Origin of the sequence: Pseudoalteromonas sp. 0303, assembly GCF_013349995.1 — a bacterium.
In the GTDB taxonomy this organism is placed as follows: Bacteria; Pseudomonadota; Gammaproteobacteria; order Enterobacterales; family Alteromonadaceae; genus Pseudoalteromonas.
The window spans coordinates 257,823-276,172 of the sequence record NZ_JABVXF010000001.1 but is presented as its reverse complement, the minus strand read 5'-3'; the positions used below and the strand labels follow the sequence as shown (position 1 = coordinate 276,172).

Annotated in this window: 19 protein-coding genes and 1 tRNA gene; 7 read left to right on the top strand and 13 right to left on the bottom strand. The window is 40.5% G+C overall.

Annotation, left to right across the window (positions count from 1 at the left end; genetic code table 11):
* The first annotated feature begins 19 nt into the window (after nt 1-19).
* The gene (locus HUS62_RS01300; protein WP_054553919.1) at nt 20-1,645 is read left to right on the top strand and encodes a M28 family metallopeptidase; all 1,626 of its coding nucleotides are present in this window, start codon (nt 20-22) and stop codon (nt 1,643-1,645) included.
* A gap of 71 nt (nt 1,646-1,716) precedes the next feature.
* On the top strand, nt 1,717-2,889 hold the full coding sequence (locus tag HUS62_RS01295; protein ID WP_175078283.1) for a putative manganese transporter: 1,173 nt from the start codon (nt 1,717-1,719) through the stop codon (nt 2,887-2,889).
* A gap of 51 nt (nt 2,890-2,940) precedes the next feature.
* Here the strand turns inward: HUS62_RS01295 and HUS62_RS01290 are convergent, their stop codons facing one another.
* The 6 genes from HUS62_RS01290 to seqA all read right to left on the bottom strand — a co-directional run bounded on the left by HUS62_RS01290 (nt 2,941) and on the right by seqA (nt 10,373).
* Nucleotides 2,941-4,512: a dihydrolipoyllysine-residue acetyltransferase gene (locus HUS62_RS01290; RefSeq protein ID WP_175078282.1), complete on the bottom strand. Its 1,572-nt coding sequence runs from the start codon at nt 4,510-4,512 to the stop codon at nt 2,941-2,943.
* An 8-nt stretch (nt 4,513-4,520) separates the two neighbouring features.
* Complete coding sequence (locus HUS62_RS01285) at nt 4,521-5,498, bottom strand: alpha-ketoacid dehydrogenase subunit beta (protein WP_175078281.1); 978 nt, start codon at nt 5,496-5,498, stop codon at nt 4,521-4,523.
* The gene (locus tag HUS62_RS01280; protein WP_058584963.1) at nt 5,498-6,712 is read right to left on the bottom strand and encodes a thiamine pyrophosphate-dependent dehydrogenase E1 component subunit alpha; all 1,215 of its coding nucleotides are present in this window, start codon (nt 6,710-6,712) and stop codon (nt 5,498-5,500) included. Before HUS62_RS01280 ends, HUS62_RS01285 begins: the two co-directional genes overlap by 1 nt.
* Before the next feature lie 269 nt (nt 6,713-6,981).
* Nucleotides 6,982-8,037 carry a succinylglutamate desuccinylase gene (astE, locus tag HUS62_RS01275; protein ID WP_175078280.1) on the bottom strand — a complete coding sequence of 352 codons (1,056 nt, stop codon included), beginning with the start codon at nt 8,035-8,037 and terminating at the stop codon, nt 6,982-6,984.
* A 79-nt stretch (nt 8,038-8,116) separates the two neighbouring features.
* Entirely contained in the window at nt 8,117-9,754 is a 1,638-nt protein-coding gene (gene pgm / locus HUS62_RS01270; RefSeq protein WP_175078279.1) for a phosphoglucomutase (alpha-D-glucose-1,6-bisphosphate-dependent), read from the bottom strand.
* 16 nt (nt 9,755-9,770) lie between these two features.
* Entirely contained in the window at nt 9,771-10,373 is a 603-nt protein-coding gene (gene seqA / locus HUS62_RS01265; RefSeq protein ID WP_062565316.1) for a replication initiation negative regulator SeqA, read from the bottom strand.
* Between the two features lie 131 nt (nt 10,374-10,504).
* On the opposite strand from seqA, the gene HUS62_RS01260 reads away from it, so the two are divergent.
* From HUS62_RS01260 to fur, 5 genes are all read left to right on the top strand, one after another.
* Nucleotides 10,505-11,269 (top strand): alpha/beta fold hydrolase, encoded by a 765-nt coding sequence (locus HUS62_RS01260; protein ID WP_175078278.1) that lies wholly within the window; start codon nt 10,505-10,507, stop codon nt 11,267-11,269.
* A 99-nt stretch (nt 11,270-11,368) separates the two neighbouring features.
* Nucleotides 11,369-11,590 carry a DUF2788 domain-containing protein gene (locus HUS62_RS01255; RefSeq protein ID WP_036968243.1) on the top strand — a complete coding sequence of 74 codons (222 nt, stop codon included), beginning with the start codon at nt 11,369-11,371 and terminating at the stop codon, nt 11,588-11,590.
* A 2-nt stretch (nt 11,591-11,592) separates the two neighbouring features.
* Nucleotides 11,593-11,871: a LexA regulated protein gene (ybfE, locus tag HUS62_RS01250; RefSeq protein ID WP_004586673.1), complete on the top strand. Its 279-nt coding sequence runs from the start codon at nt 11,593-11,595 to the stop codon at nt 11,869-11,871.
* Between the two features lie 14 nt (nt 11,872-11,885).
* A complete protein-coding gene (fldA, locus tag HUS62_RS01245) occupies nt 11,886-12,413 on the top strand; it encodes a flavodoxin FldA (RefSeq protein WP_054553928.1) in 528 nt (175 codons plus the stop codon).
* Between the two features lie 190 nt (nt 12,414-12,603).
* On the top strand, nt 12,604-13,047 hold the full coding sequence (gene fur / locus HUS62_RS01240) for a ferric iron uptake transcriptional regulator (protein ID WP_063529330.1): 444 nt from the start codon (nt 12,604-12,606) through the stop codon (nt 13,045-13,047).
* Nucleotides 13,048-13,114: 67 nt separating this feature from the next.
* Here fur and HUS62_RS01235 read toward each other — a convergent pair whose 3' ends face one another.
* The 7 genes from HUS62_RS01235 to HUS62_RS01205 form a co-directional block, all read right to left on the bottom strand.
* Nucleotides 13,115-13,732: an FKBP-type peptidyl-prolyl cis-trans isomerase gene (locus HUS62_RS01235; protein WP_054553930.1), complete on the bottom strand. Its 618-nt coding sequence runs from the start codon at nt 13,730-13,732 to the stop codon at nt 13,115-13,117.
* A 73-nt stretch (nt 13,733-13,805) separates the two neighbouring features.
* Nucleotides 13,806-14,207, bottom strand: coding sequence for a hypothetical protein (locus tag HUS62_RS01230; protein WP_130166376.1), 402 nt, complete (start codon nt 14,205-14,207; stop codon nt 13,806-13,808).
* Between the two features lie 52 nt (nt 14,208-14,259).
* Nucleotides 14,260-14,350: transfer RNA gene (locus tag HUS62_RS01225), tRNA-Ser, on the bottom strand.
* Nucleotides 14,351-14,423: 73 nt separating this feature from the next.
* Nucleotides 14,424-14,801, bottom strand: coding sequence for a hypothetical protein (locus HUS62_RS01220; protein ID WP_054561417.1), 378 nt, complete (start codon nt 14,799-14,801; stop codon nt 14,424-14,426).
* A 199-nt stretch (nt 14,802-15,000) separates the two neighbouring features.
* Nucleotides 15,001-15,549 carry an NAD(P)H nitroreductase gene (locus HUS62_RS01215; protein ID WP_175078277.1) on the bottom strand — a complete coding sequence of 183 codons (549 nt, stop codon included), beginning with the start codon at nt 15,547-15,549 and terminating at the stop codon, nt 15,001-15,003.
* A 63-nt stretch (nt 15,550-15,612) separates the two neighbouring features.
* A complete protein-coding gene (locus HUS62_RS01210) occupies nt 15,613-16,323 on the bottom strand; it encodes a DoxX family protein (RefSeq protein WP_175078276.1) in 711 nt (236 codons plus the stop codon).
* Nucleotides 16,324-16,384: 61 nt separating this feature from the next.
* On the bottom strand, nt 16,385-18,346 hold the full coding sequence (locus HUS62_RS01205; protein WP_175078275.1) for an FAD-dependent oxidoreductase: 1,962 nt from the start codon (nt 18,344-18,346) through the stop codon (nt 16,385-16,387).
* Nucleotides 18,347-18,350 lie beyond the last annotated feature (4 nt).

Genomic DNA, 18,350 nt, shown 5'->3' with positions numbered 1-18,350 from the left:
AAACACAAAAAGAGCTATTATGAAACGCTATTTTCCAATGACAGTCCTTGCAAGTGCCATTCTTGCGGGCTGTGCTTCAACAAGTATCACATCAAGTGATGTCGAAAAAGCCTATCAAAGCATTAATTCAGAGCAATTAGCAGAGCATATTAAAGTGCTTGCCTCTGATGAGTTCGGTGGCCGTGCACCATCATCTAAAGGTGAAGAGCTAACGCTTGCCTATTTAACCGACCAATTTAAAGCATTGGGTTTTGAGCCGGGTAACGGTGATAGCTTCTTACAAGAAGTACCGCTTGTTTCACTAGAAGCTGATTCAGACATGGTACTTACCATTGGCGGCAAAGATTACCAATACAAAAAAGATATGGTAATGGGTAGCAGCCGTATTAGTGCTAAGCAAAGCATTAAAGATTCTGAATTAGTATTCGTTGGCTACGGTGTTAATGCACCAGAATACAACTGGAACGACTACGAAGGCCTAGATGTTAAAGGCAAAACAGTTGTTATGCTGGTAAACGATCCTGGTTTTGCGACGAAAAACCCTGATTTATTCACCGGCGATGCCATGACCTATTACGGTCGTTGGACATACAAATATGAAGAAGCAAGCCGTCAAGGTGCAGCAGGTGCGATTATTATCCACGAAACAGCACCGGCTTCTTACCCATGGTCAGTTGTTGAAAACTCTTGGAGCGGTGAGCAATTTGGTTTCCAAAAAGAAAATAACAACATGGACCGTGTTGCTGTTGAAGGCTGGGTAACAACTGATGTTGCTAAAGAGCTTTTCACAAAAGCAGGCTTAGATTTCGATACCATGAAAGCGAATGCGGCAAAAGGCGCTTACCATGTTGATATGGGCGACCTAACTGCAAGTGTTGAAGTAAATAACACAATCAAAAAGTCAATTTCGTATAACTTTATCGCGACGTTACCGGGTAGCGAAAAGCCAGACGAGCACATCATTTATTCAGCTCACTGGGATCACCTTGGTACTGATAAAACCCGCAAAGGCGACCAAATCTATAATGGTGCCCATGATAATGCAACGGGTACTGCTGGTTTAATCGAAGTTGCTGAAGCATTCGCTACCTTACCTGAGCACCCTAGCCGTTCAATGACTTTCTTAGCCGTTACTGCTGAAGAACAAGGTTTACTTGGCTCGAAATATTATGCTGCAAACCCAGTGATCCCAGCATCACAAACGGTTGCTAACATCAATATGGATAGCTTAAACCTATTAGGTAAAGTAAAAGACATCAGTGTTGTTGGTATTGGTAAATCAGAAATGGATAGCCTGCTAGAAACAGCTGCTAAAGCACAAGGCCGTACAGTATCTGGTGACCCTAAACCGTCTTCAGGTGGTTACTACCGCTCTGATCACTTTGCATTTGCAAACATGGGTGTACCAGCAATGTATGCCGGTGGTGGTAGTGAAGCACTTGACGAAGAAACGGCAAATTACCGTAAGCGTATGAGCCTAGTGCTTCGTGGTTGTTATCATCAGCCTTGCGACCGTTACCGTGATGAATGGGATTTATCAGGTGCCGTTCAGGACCTTCAGTTATTCTATCAAGTAGGTTTTGATATCTCAGAACGAAAAGAATGGCCGACCTGGAATGCCACTTCTGAGTTCCAACGCAAATAGATACAAATGAGATTGATTTTCATTTAAGATCGTAATACAGTGTAACCTGATTAATTTTTAGGTTGCACTGTATGCTCTCACTAACACAAACGAGGTTTATTCCTAATAAAGCGAGGTGTTACATTACGGACAATAAACGCTTAATTTTACCCCTTTTATTACTGATTTCTTTAGCGGTACCTGCAAGCCGAGAATTCACCCTACAAGCGCTGAGTGATGCTTTTTTTCAAGTATCTGTATTTGTTGCAGCCACCTTATTAATCTATTACTACCTTATTGATCGACTTCCTCAATTACAGCTTAGCTATTTACGTGCTAAATCAGGCATTCTAGAGGTGAGCTTTGCGTCTATTTTAGGTGCTTTACCTGGCTGTGGGGGTGCGATAATCGTTGTAACCCAATTTACCAAAAAACAAGCTAGCTTTGGCTCTGTTGTTGCCGTATTAACAGCAACCATGGGCGATGCCGCATTTTTACTTTTAGCAACCCGCCCGCTTGATGGTTTATTAATGATGTTAATCGGTGTTGCTGTGGGTATTATTAGCGGTCAGATAGTTAATACCTTTCATAACCCCAACCAATTTCAACCTGATGAAGCAGGTGAATACAGCGAGCAGCCACAATGCCAACCAAGGGCTTTGAAGTTTAGCCGACCTATTTGGAAATTTACCTTAGTACCAAGCTTAATTATTGCTTCTGTCATAGCGACCAACTCTGACCTGAGCGCATTTAGTCATAGCGTTAACACTGGCATCACCCTGTTTGGCTCGATCATGGCGCTATTCACCGTGGTTGTGTGGTCTCTGTCTTCTAAAGGCAACAGTTATAAGCAAGTAACCAGCGAAGAAGCGCCTTGCACACCTCCCTCAAAACTCACGAAAGTGTTAATGGACACGCACTTTGTTACTGCCTGGGTTGTTGCCAGTTTTATGCTGTTCGAAATTCTCGTTAATCTAGTTGGCGTTGATTTAACTGCCTGGTTTTCTGAGTATGCTTATCTAGCACCGCTGGTGACTGTAGCAATCGGTTTATTACCTGGCTGCGGGCCACAAATCGTGGTGATGACACTCTATATACAAGGTATTACTCCATTTAGTGCGATGGCAGCCAATGCAATTTCAAATGATGGCGATGCCCTATTCCCAGCTATCGCCTTAGCACCAAAAGCTGCACTAATGGCGACAGTGTATTCAACAATACCTGCGCTGTTACTCGGTTATGGGCTGTATTATTACGGAATATAAGCCGTAGCATTAAAAAACCAGCCGAGGCTGGTTTTTTAATGCTTACTAATGTTAGCTCATCGCCATCATCATTTTTGCAGGGTCTTCTAAGTAAGACTTCCATAAGTTATTGAAGCGGGCAATTGTACCGCCATCAATCACTCGGTGGTCTCCAGACCAGCTTACTTGCATAATAGCAGCTGAAACAACATTGCCTTGTGCATCAAAGCGAGGTAAATGCTGCAGTTTACCTAAAGCAACAATCGCTACTTCAGGTTTATTGATGATTGGGGTTGCAATTGTGCCGCCAATCGCACCGATGTTAGAAATGCTAATAGTGCCGCCTTTCAAATCATCCGGTGAAACACGACCATCACGTGCTGCTTCAGTTAAACGAGTCACTTCGTTTGCAACATCTACGATGCTCTTTGACTGGCATGATTTAATGTTTGGTACTAGTAAACCAATCTTAGAGTCAACCGCCATACCGATGTTATGATCATCAAAGTAAGTTAGCTCGCTGCAATCATCATTTACTTGCGAGTTTAGTACTGGGAATTGCTTAATCGCTAACGACAGTGCTTTGATAAAGAACGGCATCATAGTGAGCTTAACGCCCTGTTGCTTATACTGCTCTTTAAGCTCACTGCGCATTGCAATTAGTTTAGTTAGGTCAATTTCATCACAGAAAGTAAAGTGAGGAATTGTCGAAACTGAAGCAACCATTTGCTTAGCCATTGCTGCTTTAATGCCTTTAATAGGCTCTACGCGACTGCCACCAGAAGACGCCACAGTTGATACTGGCTCTGCCGCTTTTGGCGCAGCTTGTTGTGATGCTACTTGGCTTGGTGTTTCATTCAAGAAATCTTCGATATCTTGTTTGTAAATACGGCCATTTTTACCAGACCCTGGTACTTGTGTTAAATCAACATCAAGTTCGCGGGCTTTACGACGAACAGCAGGTGAAGCAACAGCTTTCTTATTAAGTTGTTTGCTAGAGTTTGCCGAAGTCGCAGGCTTCTGCGAAGGTTTAGTTGCTGCATTTGTTTGCGCTTTAACTACCGCAGAACTTACATCTGGCTCTGCACTTTGGCCGGCAATGCTCATTTGGAATAATGGGCTGTGAACCGCTGCAATATCACCTTTTTGATAATAAAGCTTTTCAACTTTACCTGTGTATTTAGCCGGAATTTGCACCAATGCTTTGTCTGTCATTACATCACACACAGCTTGGTCTTCTACGATTTCATCGCCTTCACTCACTAACCACTCAACGATTTCACACTCAACGATACCTTCACCGATATCGGGTAAAATGAAATCTTCTAAGTGCTCACCAGTCTCAGATGATGCTTCAGTTGCAGTAGCAGGAGCTTGCGCTTCTTCGCTTTGTGTTGGTGCTTCGCCATCAACATCCATTGCAAATAATGGTGCATGTACTTTCGCAATATCCCCTTTTGCATAATAGAGCTTACTGATCACACCATCATGAACAGCAGGAATTTGCACAAGCGCCTTGTCAGTCATAACATCACAAATAGGCTGGTCTTCTTTTACAGAATCGCCTTCTGCAACTAACCATTCAACAATTTCACACTCTACGATGCCTTCGCCGATATCTGGCAAGATAAAATCTTTAGACATACTGACTCCTAAAACTCTACTGATTGCTTAATCGCAGCAAGTACCTTAAGTGAATCCGGCACATATTCTTTTTCAAGTGCTAATGGGTATGGCGTATCTAAACCACACACGCGAGCAATTGGCGATTCAAGGTGTAAGAAACACTCTTGTTGAATTGTTGCAACGATTTCTGCACCAAAACCATTGGTGATTGGCGCCTCGTGGCTTACCACTAAACGACCTGTTTTAGTCACTGATTTAGCAATGGTCTCAACATCCCATGGTAAAATGGTACGTAAGTCGATCACTTCACAGCTAATACCTTGTTCTGCAGCTTTTTTAGCGGCGTCCTCGATGATTTCCATCTGAGCACCCCAAGCAAGTACAGTGACATCAGTGCCTTCTTGCACGATTTCAGCTTTACCGAGCTCGATGCTGTAATCTTCTTCTGGAACTTCACCTGTTGATGCACGGTACAAACGTTTCGGCTCAAAGAAAATAACAGGGTTATCATCTTTAATCGATGCACGAAGCAAACCTTTTGCTTGGTATGGGTTACGTGGTACCACCAACTTCAAACCCGGTGTGTGAGCAAAATAAGCTTCTGGTGATTGTGAGTGATATAAACCACCTGCAATACCCCCACCGTATGGTGTACGGATTGTTAGATTGCCAACATTAAATTCATTACCACTACGGTAACGGAACTTAGCTGATTCATTCACGATTTGGTCAAATGCAGGGAAAATATAATCTGCAAACTGAATTTCAGCTAATGCAGGCGCACCAAACGCCGCTAAGCCATTAGCAAACCCTAAAATACCTTGCTCAGTTAACGGTGTATTGAACACACGATGCTTACCATATTTTTCTTGTAAGCCAGATGTAGCACGGAATACCCCACCAAAATAACCAACGTCTTCACCAAAAATACATGCATTTGGATGCTCTGCCATGGTGATATCAAGGGCAGAGTTAATTGCATGAAGCATGTTCATTTTAGCCATTACTTTAATCTCCCTGCAGTTGTTGGATAAGCATCAGGATGCTGCAAAATGTGCTCTTTTAGTTCTTCATATTGTTTTTGCAGTGATGGGATTGGCTTATCATAAACATCAGAAATAAGCTCTTCTAATGCTGGCTTTTCAACTTTTTCAGCGCGTTTAAGGGCCGCTAAAATTTCTTCACGAATAGTTTCTTTGTCTTTCGCGTCTTGCGCTTCGTCTAACCAACCTTGCTTTAATAGCCACTTACGGAAACGCTCGATTGGACAGCCTTTATGTTTTGCTTCTTCATCTTTTGTACGGTAACCACTTGGATCGTCACTGGTTGAGTGAGCACCTAAACGATAGGCAATCGATTCAATTAAAACAGGTTCACCTTTGGTAGTCGCAATTTCACGGGCTTTTTTTGTTGCTGCATAAACAGCAAGTGCATCAGCACCGTCAACACGGATTGTTTTAATGCCATAGCCAACACCACGTGATGCAATACCATCACCTTTAAACTGCTCATCCGCAGGTGTAGAAATCGCATAACCATTGTTACGAGCAAAGAAAATAACCGGTGCTTCGTGAACTGCGGCCATATTTAAACCAGCATGGAAATCACCTTCAGATGCAGCGCCTTCACCAAAGTAACAAATAGTGATGTTATCAATAGTGCTGTTTAACTCACCTGTTTGGGCATCAATATGACGAACTTTTTGACCGTATGCATAACCTGTTGCTTGCGGAATTTGTGTACCAAGCGGTGATGAAATAGTCATGTAGTTAAGTTCGCGTGAGCCATAGTGAATTGGCATTTGGCGACCTTTACCCAAATCTTTTTCATTTGAGAACATTTGATTCATGAATTGGTCAAGGCTAAAACCACGATAACGTAAAGCTGCTTGCTCACGGTATTGGGCCATGATCATATCGTTTTGATCAAGCGCTGCAGCTGATGCTGTTACAGCCGCTTCTTCACCTAGACATTGCATATAAAAGCTAACACGACCTTGACGCTGTGCTGCTTGCATACGCTCATCAAGTGCTCTAATAAAACGCATTGTTTCATATAGACGGATTGCCGTTGCTTTGTCGATATCAGGTGCGGTTGCACCTTCGTAGATGTCGCCTTCCTCATTAAGAATACTTAATGTAGGGATCGTTAATGCGTGACCATCAATAAATGACAGTTCATGATTAATGTTTAGCGATACGTTATTTGGATTACTCATAACCTACCTTCTTTCGTTGTCAGAAACCTACGCTACTGCCCTTAATTATATTTTTATCAGCATGAGCTGTAAGGATAAAGTTTGCGCAATATTCAATCTAATTAAATTAAACTGCCGTCACTTTACGTTAACGTAAGTTGTTATTCAACTAATCATAGACGAATAGATGACAAATGGCTAAAAACGCATGGAAAGTTAACTATACAACAAGATAAATTCTTTAGAGTCATATAGTTAACTAAATTTAGATGGGTGTTAATGCAGAGATTTTAGATAAAGTTGCTATCAACTTGCATTGGAATAACAGTAAGCAAAGCTCGCTGACCTAAGGCTACATCAGCGTTTGGGAAGATAATAGCTTCACCGTCTACTTCCGCTTCAAATCTGGTCTGACCATCAATTGCCATTAATTCGCCCTTTGCGAAACCGGTGAAATTCTCCACATCATCAGCAAATGGAAAACTAAAGTCTTCGCAAGTACGGTTTATTGTTCTATATACTGAAAACAACTCGAAATCATCTGCATTAAATTCTTTATATTCGACAGATTCTTGACTAATTAATGCAGTTAAGGTTTGTTTGGTTTTCTCAAATCGCGACATGTCATTTTCGCCAAATGGTTTTACTTGGCCAAGTTCTACCGTAAATGAGTCAGCTCCATGTACAAACGACGAGTAGTAACTAAAGGTAGTTGCCGCTGATTTCATCATTAGTACTGTGTTTACGCCACAGCTAAGTAAAAATTGCAGTTGTGATTTTTTCCACGGTTTACCATGTAAGAAAGGATACACTGCGAACTTTTCATTTTTAGAGCCACGAATTGCTGTGTGAAGATCATAATGGAAACGCTCACTGCCCTGGTTGCCTCTAGCAAAGAAATCAGTAACAACGTCTTCAAGCAGCTTTGCACGAACTCGCTCTGGGTTAGAAGCAATGCCTTCTACAGTATGATGACCATTAAACAAACGGTTTAAGTTTTCATCTACAAAACGCTTACCGATATTAATAGATTTAGGATTACCATAAATGAACAGTACACGCTGCTTCAAGGAAAGTTGTTCTGTAATGATTGACTTGATTAATTGATCGCAAATTTCAATTGGCGCAGTTTCGTTACCATGTACTGCACTTGAAAGAACAATATCTTTGTTTGTTTGCTGTGCAGGTTGAAACTCAATGATACCCGTGTCGTGAACAGTGACATCTGTGCCGTTTTCAAGGGTAAATGCACAAGGTTCGAGTGAAAATTCATTGTTGCGAGTCAGGGTTAAAAAGTCGCCGGTACTTTTTAATTCTTCGAGATATGAAGGAGTTGAATAGCTCATTGTTCTATCCTAAAAATGCGTGAGAGTAGAATACAAAAACGGCTGAGAATCTCAGCCGTTTTAATAGGTAAAAAAGGAATTAGCTAATTACTGAATCAACCAGCTTTTTCGCTTCTTTTTCTAATAATGCTAGATGTTCTTCACCTTTGAATGATTCAAGGTAAATTTTATAAATATCTTCAGTGCCCGATGGACGTGCAGCAAACCAACCGTTTTCAGTAACAACTTTTAAACCGCCGATAGCAGCGTTATTACCAGGGGCATGGGTTAGTTTTTGCGTAATGGCATCACCCGCTAAGGTACTTGCAGTAACATCATCAGCTGATAACGCTTTTAAACGTGATTTTTGTTCTGCACTAGCTGGCGCATCAATACGTTTATAAATAGGCGCACCGAACTCTTGTTCAAGTTCTTTATAAAGCTGTGAAGGTGTTTTACCCGTTACGGCTAAGATCTCTGCAGCAAGAAGACCTAAGATGAAACCATCTTTATCAGTGTTCCAAACTGTTCCATCAAAGCGCAAGAATGACGCCCCAGCACTTTCTTCACCACCGAAAGCAAGGGTACCTTTGCTTAAGCCTTCAACAAACCATTTAAAGCCTACCGGTACTTCTTTTACTTCACGGTTATTACGTGTAACTACTTTATCAATCATACCGCTTGATACCAGTGTTTTACCAATTGCGACATCTTTTGACCATTCGCGGTTATTTAATAAGTAGTCAATTGCAACTGCTAAAAAGTGATTTGGATTCATTAAGCCGTCAGGCGTAACAATACCGTGGCGGTCATAATCAGGGTCGTTACCAATACCGATATCATAGTCATCTTTTAATGCAATAAGGTTTGTCATTGCATAAGGAGAAGAGCAATCCATACGGATTTTGCCGTCTTTATCTAAAGGCATGAACGAAAATGTTGGGTCAACAGACTCATTTACGACCGTTAAGTCTAAATTATATTTTTCTGCAATGACTGGCCAAAAGTTGATACCAGAACCACCAAGCGGATCCACACCAATTTTGATTTTCGCATCGCTAATTGCTTTTAGATTAACGATATTAACTAAGTCATCAACATAAGGGGTAATTAAGTCTTGGTACTTAATAAAACCAGAACGTGATGCTTTAGCATATGGAAATAACTCTACTTCAACTAAGTCTTCTAAAAGTAATTGATTTGCTCTGTCTTCAATCCACTTAGTAACATCAGTATCTGCAGGGCCACCATTTGGCGGGTTATATTTAAAACCACCGTCTTCTGGCGGATTATGTGAAGGAGTTACCACAATACCATCAGCAAGTTCATTTGGGTTTTCTTTGTTATGGCAAACAACAGCATGACTGATTACCGGGGTTGGCGTGTAATCGTCATTTTCTTGTGCAATGACTTGCACTTCGTTTGCAACAAGTACTTCAATAGCAGAGTTAAAAGCCGCTTCACTCAATGCATGTGTATCTTTACCTAAGAAAAGTGGACCAAAAATATTGTTTTCTTTACGGTAATCACAAATTGCTTGAGTGATCGCTAAAATATGCGATTCATTAAATTTTACATCGAACGAACAACCACGATGGCCAGACGTACCAAAAGCAACACAATGCTCTGGGTTTTGTTCTAGGTCAGGTTCATTTAAGTAATAAGCCGAGATCAGTTTTGGTACATTCACTAAGCTTGATTGCGGTGCAGGTTTGCCTGCATCTGGATGAATCGCCATATTATTTCCTTATGGATTATAAGTAATCACGAATTTTTTCTGCTTCATCTGCGCTGTAGCCTAAGCACAGTGCTACTTCGTGAAGCATCATTTTTTTTCTGGTTGTATTTGAATTTGTCATCACCCAATACTCAGTATCAGTGATATTTTTTGGATTCATGCTGCTACCGCTTTCCAGTAGTGCTTCTTTGCTAGTGGCAAAATAAACACGGTCACGGCCTTTAATTTCAAGCACGTTAGCGAAATCTTTTTTATGCGTTCTATATAAAGCGGCTAGTATAAATAAGAATCGACCAACAACACCTTTTTGCATTGCTAGCTCTTCTTTGTTTAATACATTAAACACATTACCTTTCACTTGTGTCGATGCTGTGACAGTTTGTGCAGCCTCTTCAACATTTTCGTCGCTTGGTTCAGGGCTTGTTTCTTGTTCTGCTTGTTCTTGTACTTCAACAACTGGGGTTTCTTGTTCAGTTTTAGTAGTTGTTTCAACTGGGGCATTGGCGCCATCAGAGAGGTTTAATAAACGACGCAAAATGGTTGATGCACTTTCACCAATACTTTGCGTGTTGCTTGCAATGTATTGATATAACTCGTCGTCTATGTCGATTTTTTTCATGTTATTCCTGTCTTTACGGGTCACATTTTAAAAGTTCTCATTGATTATACCTAAGCTCGCAGCAATTCTCTATGTTTTGCATTTTGTAATTTCACTAGGCAAAATACTGCCATTAAAATTAGGAGTTGAAAATGCTATTAAACTACCAACAAATGGGTCAAGGTTCAGACGTTGTATTGATCCACGGTTTGTTTGGCTCACTTGAAAACCTCAATGTAATCGCAAAAGCATTAGCTGAAAATTATCGTGTAACGAATATTGATTTACGTAACCACGGTAAATCATTCCATAGCGATACCATGAATTATGACGCTATGGCTAAAGATGTCAGTGAGTTACTTGAACATCTAAATATTAGTAAAGCGCACATCATAGGTCATTCAATGGGTGGTAAAGTGGCCATGCAATTAGCACTTAATCACCCAAAGCTTATTGATAAACTTGTTGTGTTAGATATTTCTCCTGTTGCGAATAACCCAAGGCACAATGCTATTTTTGCAGGCCTTAACGAAGTTGCACAATCGAATGTCAGTGATAGAAAAGCAGCTGATGAAATTCTTGCCAAACACATTGATGAAATGGGTGTGCGTCAGTTTTTATTAAAAAGCTTTGCTAAAAATGATGAAGGTCAATATCAATGGCGCTTTAATTTAGCTGTTTTATACCAGCAATATGAAAATATTTTAGCGCAAGTTAGTGAAAATGATTCTTGTTTGTGTGATACTTTATTCATTAAAGGTAATGATTCTGACTACATTTTAGCAGAACACCGCCCTGCTATTATGGCGTTATTCCCTAATGCAAAAGCAAAAATTATTCATGGTGCTGGTCACTGGCTACATGCCCAAAAACCACTTGCTGTAAATAAAGCAATCAGCGATTTTTTAGCTCATTAATTGGGCTGATAAAATTCGCTGTTTTTGATCGTGCGCACTAAATTATTACAAATTTGTGTGCTATAGTACGCGCCGTTTAATTTAAAGGTTTATACGTTGATGGTCAGTCAGTTAATTAACGAATTTGATACCTTAGGGTTGTATTTTGGCTTAGCCGGTATTTTCTTTTTTATTGGAATGGCAATTCAAGACGTCCTTAAAAAAGGTGATGTACCACGATTTGGCCGATACATCGTTTGGTTAGTGCTATTTTTAGGCTGTTCTGGGTTTATAGCGAAAGGACTTATTCAAGTCTTCTGGCAAGGCGCAGGTGTGGGCTAGACATGGCAAAGTCAGAAACAGATAGAACAACACCCGATTTATTTGAATACGAAAAGCGTCCAGGTAGGCCGAAAACAAATCCCCTACCTCGCGATATGCAATTAAAAGTAAATAAACGTAATCAAATAAAGCGAGATAAAGCACGTGGTTTAAAGCGTGTAGAATTTAAGGTTTCATCACAGTTATATCAAGCATTAAGCGATATGGCAGATGCGCAGAATATTAGCCGTAGCGCGTTGATTGAAACAATTTTACAAGAAAGATTGGCTATTGATAGATAGAAGGTTTTAAATCCATGTCAAGCGTAGGTATTTTTTTCGGAAGTGACACAGGCAATACTGAACACGTAGCTAAAATGATTCAAAAAGAATTAGGTAAAAAGCTTGTAGCGGTTCACGACATTGCAAAAAGTTCTAAAGAAGAGATTGCTGAATTCGATTTATTGTTATTCGGTATCCCAACTTGGTACTACGGTGAAGCTCAATGTGACTGGGATGATTTCTTCCCTGAATTAGAAGAAGTTGACTTCGAAGGTAAACTTGTTGCTATTTTCGGCTGCGGTGACCAAGAAGACTATGCAGAATACTTCTTAGATGCAATGGGCATGATCAACGATATCGTTACTGAGCGTGGCGCAATCGTAGTGGGTCATTGGTCAACTGAAGGCTACGACTTTGAAGCTTCAAAAGCACTAGTAGATGACAGCAACTTTGTCGGCCTTGGTATTGATGAAGACCGTCAACCAGAGCTTACTGAAAAGCGTGTTAAAGACTGGTGTGCTCAGGTTTATGACGAAATGTGTTTAGCGGAACTTGCTGATTAATAACAAGTATTACTCGCATTTACTAGCTGATGTAAAGATGCACAACCAGTTCATTTTTGTTTGAAAAATCGGCAAATAGACGAATTGTTCTTTGCACTTAGTAACTAGGCACGTTATTCTAATAGTTGCTAATGTGTCGTGTGCATCTTGCTGATGCCTAGTATAACTAAATAAAATTGAGACAGATTGAATGACTGATCACAACTTGGAATTAAAAAAAGCAGGGTTAAAAGTAACTCTGCCGCGTATTAAAATTTTAGAGATTCTGCAATCTCCAGACAACCAACACATCAGCGCTGAAGATGTCTATAAAATTCTTTTAGACAAAGGCGAAGAGATTGGTCTTGCAACTGTCTACCGTGTTCTTAACCAATTTGATGATGCAGGTATTGTATCTCGCCACCACTTCGAAGGCGGCAAGTCAGTATTTGAATTATCAGGTAGCACTCACCATGACCACTTAGTGTGCCTAAAATGTGGTAAGGTTGTTGAGTTTGAAGACGATACTATTGAACGTCGTCAAGAAGAAATCGCAAAAGAGAATGGTATTAAACTGACTAACCACTCTCTTTACCTATATGGCGAATGTGAAGACACTGCTGCGTGTAAAGAATACGCTGAATCAAATAGCTAATTAGCTATTTGTTTCAGACATAAAAAACCTGCTTTAAGCAGGTTTTTTTATGTCTATTTGAAATCGATTAGATGATTTCTAATAGCTCAACGTCAAAGATTAGCGTTGAGAAAGGAGCGATTGCTGCACCAGCACCGCGCTCACCGTAAGCAAGTTCGTGTGGTACGTATAAGCGCCATTTAGAACCAGTACCCATCATTTGTACTGCTTCAGTCCAACCTTTGATTACACCGCCAACTGGGAATTCAGCTGGTTGACCACGCTCGTATGAGCTGTCAAATACTGTACCGTTGATTAGTGTACCGTGGTAGTGTGCACGGATTGTTGAATCTGCAGTTGGTTTTTCACCGTCGCCTGCAGTAAGTACTTCGTATTGAAGACCTGATTCAGTTACTGTTACTTCAGGACGTTTTGCATTTTCTTCTAAGAATGCAATACCTTCAGCTGCAAGAACTTTAGCTTCTTCTTCACGACGAGCTTGGATCTCAGCGTTGATTTTCTCAAAAGCTGCTTGAATTGCTGGGATTTCAACTTGGAAATCATTACCAGTGTATGCGTCTTTCATACCTTCAAATACAGAATTTAAGTTTAAACCTTCGAATGGATTCGCTTTTAATTGCTCACCCATTTGTAAACCAATACCGTAACTTGCTTTTTCAGCGTCTGTTGTAAAATTATCTGACATGTTTTAATTCACGTTTATTTAGTTAAAAGACGAGCTCATACTAACATAAAAATACAACGAATATCGCCTAGTTTTACTGCGTTTGCTCAGTGTTTGCACTAATTCGCTGCTTTATTTTATCAATTACAAATGTCGCAACAGGTAATGTAGCGATCATCGAAGCAATAAAAAAGCCGCTCATTAAACCATCTTTGCCTAACATAACTAAAGGCACGGCAATAAGACCCACAGTCGAAATCACACATGCAGCAATGACAGGCCAATGCTTGTCGTATTTGCCAATAAGGTGCCCTACTAACACATTAAACCCAATACCATAAGCGATTGAAGATATTAGCCCGTAATCAGGCTGCGCATCATGGGCCATAGCTACAAGTACATTGATCCCGCTGTGATAAAAATAAGAAAAGATACACCAAAGCAGAACATGTTTAACAATGCGCATTAGTGTAGAAGAAGACTCGCTTGCTGACATTACTTATCTCCAGATAGCAAAAAACCGCCCTAAAGGCGGTTTTTCTAAATAATGGTGGAGAGATAGGGATTTGAACCCTAGAGGGGCTACAAACCCCTGCCGGTTTTCAAGACCGGTGCATTCGACCACTCTGCCATCTCTCCGTACGGCGCGCATAATAGTGTTTACTGCGTTCGTTGTAAAGCCTTAAATGTAAAAAACTTTAAAAAAGTAATTTTAATAGTACTGCTTAGGGCGCTTTGCGATTAAAGAGCAAACTAAACAAACAATTAAACTAACAATTGCAAAGCCTGAACCCTGCACTATTACGTCAATTTTATTGAGGTTATAGCTAGGTATAATGACTAATGCAAAAGCGGGTAAGCAGGTGATCGTTAAAACGTAGCAACAAATTTTAAAAGCGCGGCCGAAATCGAAACGTTTAGTGCTTTGCATCCACCAAGTCAGTAGGAGTAATACCACTACAGCAGACAAGCCAAGGTAATGAGGTTGCTTCGTAGACATGGCAACAAAAAAAGTGACCACGGCGCCAACTAAGCCCCAAATTGACCAAGCGAACCAATTTTCTTTTTCACGTAAAAATAAGTTTCCCATCGTTCTCGTCTTCTTTATCGTTATTTTTTTAAGACTATCCATACGTTAACAAAAAATAACCGATTAAAAAACACACTGAAGAAGAATTATTTCGTTTTTTGCATCCGTGCGCTTCTTACAGCTAAGCTAAATCTAAAAAAACTAACATAAGTAAGCTTAATAGTGTCTGACTGCTTAACTGCAAAAAAGTTCCTAATATTTATAAATTCTCAAAAAACGTCTCTGGCTTGTGTCTGATTGGTTTTTTAATGTCTACTTCTGGTGTACCTAGATATAAGTAGCCAACAATCTCATCTTGTTCTTTACAACCTAGTGCCGCTTTAACAGCTGGGCTCTGTGCAAAATAACCTGTACGCCAAATGCCCCCTAAACCTTGCGCAAATGCCGCTTGTTGCATTGCAAGTACAGCGCAGCCTGCACTTTGTACTTGTTCAATACGTGGCACTTTTGGGTTTTCAGTTACATCAGCAATGGCAATGATCATCATAGGAGAGCGTAGAGGTAGATCTTTAGCGCGCTCAATGGTTCTATCATCTTGATTTTCAGCGACTGCGGCTTGATGGTAGATATCGCCTAATTTATTACGTGCGTCGCCTTCAACGACAATAAACCGCCAAGGCGCAATACAGCCATTATCAGGCACTTTTATGGCCGCTCGCTTAATAATTTCAAGTTGTTCTGCAGTTGGTCCAGGTGCAATAAGACGAGGATCTGATTGTCGAGTTTGTAATAGCGTTAAAGCGTCCATGAATATTCCGTAAATGCTTAAGTACGACGCCCCTTAATAATCGGGGCAGAAAACCCAAGCTTATCATTTATCTTTATTAGCAATAAAGCTATTAGATGCTTTTCTAGTTAACCAATAATCTAAACTGACGTAACGACCGCCACCTGCAAAAAATAAACTTAAGAGCATAACAAAGTATATTGCGGAAAACTCAATACCATTATTTAATATTACAGGCTTCCCTTTCGCATAGAGGTATTCTGTATATCCATGCGTCTCTAGCAACTCGCGCATTTTGGTTAATCTTTCACTGGCTTCATTGGAATTAACTAAACTAGCTTCACTTCCTGGTATTGCTAGCCAATTCAGCACTCTCGCAGGGCTGGTGCTGGCATCGGTAGGTGTTACAGCAAACCAGCCATTACTGGCATGCACTGTTGTCGCTGCAACCAACATGGTGATCATCAAAGGAATTGCTGTTAAACGGGTAAATAAACCTAATAATATAAAGATCCCCCCTAAAAACTCAGTCCATGCTGCTAAAAAGGCTAATACAGAGGGCATGGGTAGGCCTAAACCCCAGTCACTATTTCCAAACCAAGCAACAATATCCTCAGATGCTAAAAAATATTGATAAAAGTGAGTTACATCACCGCTTAAAGAAAGCTTATTAAAGCCGGCAATGATCATCACTGGGGCTAAAATCAAGCGAATTAATAGACTCGGTAGTCCATCTAAAAACTGCAGTTTCTTAAAGGTGTGTTGGTAAAGGGGTATTAGGTGTGTGTTCAACATAGCGGTCTCATGACTAAATAGATTAATCACATAGACCGCACGTTTTCTAGTTTACTTTCAATTAAATTTTACGAGCGACTTGTAACGCTTCAAAAATTGCACGTTTAGCATCGATAGCGGCAGCTAGTTTTGCGCCACCAATAACGTGTACTTTAGCGTTTTCGGTTTGATTGTCGAACGTTTCAGTATTTGACACCTGACCAATACAAGCAATCACGGTATCAACATCGAGGATTTGCTCTTCACCTTTTACCGTTATCTTCAAACCTTGTTTATCAAAGCTTAGATATTGACACTCAGCGATTTGTTTAACACCGTGCTGTTTGGCAACTTGACGGTGGATCCAACCCGTTGTTTTACCAAGTTCACTACCAAAGCGCCCTGCACTTCGCTTAAGCATGTAAATTTGACGATTGTCTTTTTCTGGCGCAGCTTCGCATTCAATACCCCATTGAGTTTTGAATTGCTCAATTGTTTGGCCTTTGTGTTCACTTAAAAAGGCAACCATATCAAAACCGATACCACCGGCACCTAGAATCGCAATTTTATCGCCTAGTTCTACTTCACCACGAATTACTTCATCATAAGCGAATACGCGTTTGCCATCACTGCATTCTATTTTGGCTTCGCGCGGACGTACGCCTGTTGCAAACACCACATCATCGTATTGATTGAGCATCTTGTCAGTAAATTCAGTACCGAGCTGTAAATCGACATTTAAACGCTTTAATTCATTAGTAAAGTAGTTAAGGGTATGGTTAAAGTCTTCTTTACCCGGCACTTGCATGGCTAAATTAAATTGGCCACCCATTTGTTCTTTACGTTCAATTAAAGTCACTTTGTGACCTTTCTCTGCTAAATAACAACTTGCAGCAAGGCCAGCAGGGCCAGCACCCACAACCAGTACTAATCGAGACGATGGTGCTTTTTCAAGGCTGTAATCTAACTCAAAAGCCGCTTGTGGGTTAACCAAACAGGTGGCACGTTTGTTTTTAAACACATGGTCTAAGCAGCCCTGATTACAACCAATACAAATATTGATTTGCTCAGACTTATTATTAACGTATTTATTGAAAAATTCTGGGTCTGCTAATAAAGGACGTGCCATCGAAATTAAATCAGACTCGCCTGCTTCTAAAATTCCATTGGCAATTTCTGGAGTGTTAATACGGTTAACCGCGATAACTGGCACTGATACCGTTTCTTTCAAGCGTTTTGATGCTTCTTTAAATGCTCCTGGTGGTACCATACTGGCAATGGTTGGTACACGAGCTTCGTGCCAACCAATACCGGTGTTAAAGATATCAACGCCAGCTTGTTCAAGTGCTAGGGCTTGTTGTTTTACTTCATCAGGTGTTGATCCACTAGGAATTAAATCCATCACAGACAAACGAAATACAATAATGAACTTTTGACTTACTTTAGCGCGTACAGCTTTAACAATATCAACAGCCAAGCGCATGCGGTTTTCTAAACTACCGCCATAGTTGTCTGTTCTTTTATTAGTGTGGTTAGCCATGAATTCATTAATCAAATAACCTTCAGAACCCATGATTTCAACACCATCATAACCTGCTTTTTCAGCCATTTTTGCTGAGTTAGCAAAGTCTTTGATGGTTTTTTTGATTGAACCTAACGACATTTCTTTAGGTTTATACGGATTAATAGGTGCTTGAATTGAGCTTGGCGCTTGATTGAATGGATGATAAGCATAGCGACCTGCATGCAATAATTGTAAGCAAATTTTTCCGCCATGCTGATGCACTGCATCAGTATATGCTTTGTGTTTGATCACATCATAAAATGAGTTAAATGTTGATGCGAACGGAGATAGCTTGCCACGAATATTTGGGCTATAACCACCTGTAATGATTAAACCCGTGCCGCCTTTGGCACGTGCTTCGTAGAATGCACGTAAGCGTTTACGGTTATGCCAGCCTTCTTCTAAGCCGGTATGCATTGAACCCATAACCAAACGATTACGAAGTTCGGTATGCGGTAATTGTAATTTTTGTTCTAACATTGTG

What these genes read in the sequence shown, in the direction of transcription:
- HUS62_RS01260 (WP_175078278.1), top strand. Translation starts at nt 10,505, where the DNA reads ATGCTATTAAACTACCAACAAATGGGTCAAGGTTCAGACGTTGTATTG.
- astE (WP_175078280.1), bottom strand. Translation starts at nt 8,037, where the DNA reads ATGAGCTATTCAACTCCTTCATATCTCGAAGAATTAAAAAGTACCGGC.
- ybfE (WP_004586673.1), top strand. Translation starts at nt 11,593, where the DNA reads ATGGCAAAGTCAGAAACAGATAGAACAACACCCGATTTATTTGAATAC.
- HUS62_RS01205 (WP_175078275.1), bottom strand. Translation starts at nt 18,346, where the DNA reads ATGTTAGAACAAAAATTACAATTACCGCATACCGAACTTCGTAATCGT.
- HUS62_RS01255 (WP_036968243.1), top strand. Translation starts at nt 11,369, where the DNA reads ATGGTCAGTCAGTTAATTAACGAATTTGATACCTTAGGGTTGTATTTT.
- fur (WP_063529330.1), top strand. Translation starts at nt 12,604, where the DNA reads ATGACTGATCACAACTTGGAATTAAAAAAAGCAGGGTTAAAAGTAACT.
- HUS62_RS01295 (WP_175078283.1), top strand. Translation starts at nt 1,717, where the DNA reads ATGCTCTCACTAACACAAACGAGGTTTATTCCTAATAAAGCGAGGTGT.
- HUS62_RS01215 (WP_175078277.1), bottom strand. Translation starts at nt 15,549, where the DNA reads ATGGACGCTTTAACGCTATTACAAACTCGACAATCAGATCCTCGTCTT.
- HUS62_RS01280 (WP_058584963.1), bottom strand. Translation starts at nt 6,712, where the DNA reads ATGAGTAATCCAAATAACGTATCGCTAAACATTAATCATGAACTGTCA.
- HUS62_RS01220 (WP_054561417.1), bottom strand. Translation starts at nt 14,801, where the DNA reads ATGGGAAACTTATTTTTACGTGAAAAAGAAAATTGGTTCGCTTGGTCA.
- pgm (WP_175078279.1), bottom strand. Translation starts at nt 9,754, where the DNA reads ATGGCGATTCATCCAGATGCAGGCAAACCTGCACCGCAATCAAGCTTA.
- HUS62_RS01290 (WP_175078282.1), bottom strand. Translation starts at nt 4,512, where the DNA reads ATGTCTAAAGATTTTATCTTGCCAGATATCGGCGAAGGCATCGTAGAG.
- HUS62_RS01210 (WP_175078276.1), bottom strand. Translation starts at nt 16,323, where the DNA reads ATGTTGAACACACACCTAATACCCCTTTACCAACACACCTTTAAGAAA.
- HUS62_RS01230 (WP_130166376.1), bottom strand. Translation starts at nt 14,207, where the DNA reads ATGTCAGCAAGCGAGTCTTCTTCTACACTAATGCGCATTGTTAAACAT.
- HUS62_RS01285 (WP_175078281.1), bottom strand. Translation starts at nt 5,498, where the DNA reads ATGGCTAAAATGAACATGCTTCATGCAATTAACTCTGCCCTTGATATC.
- HUS62_RS01300 (WP_054553919.1), top strand. Translation starts at nt 20, where the DNA reads ATGAAACGCTATTTTCCAATGACAGTCCTTGCAAGTGCCATTCTTGCG.
- HUS62_RS01235 (WP_054553930.1), bottom strand. Translation starts at nt 13,732, where the DNA reads ATGTCAGATAATTTTACAACAGACGCTGAAAAAGCAAGTTACGGTATT.
- seqA (WP_062565316.1), bottom strand. Translation starts at nt 10,373, where the DNA reads ATGAAAAAAATCGACATAGACGACGAGTTATATCAATACATTGCAAGC.
- fldA (WP_054553928.1), top strand. Translation starts at nt 11,886, where the DNA reads ATGTCAAGCGTAGGTATTTTTTTCGGAAGTGACACAGGCAATACTGAA.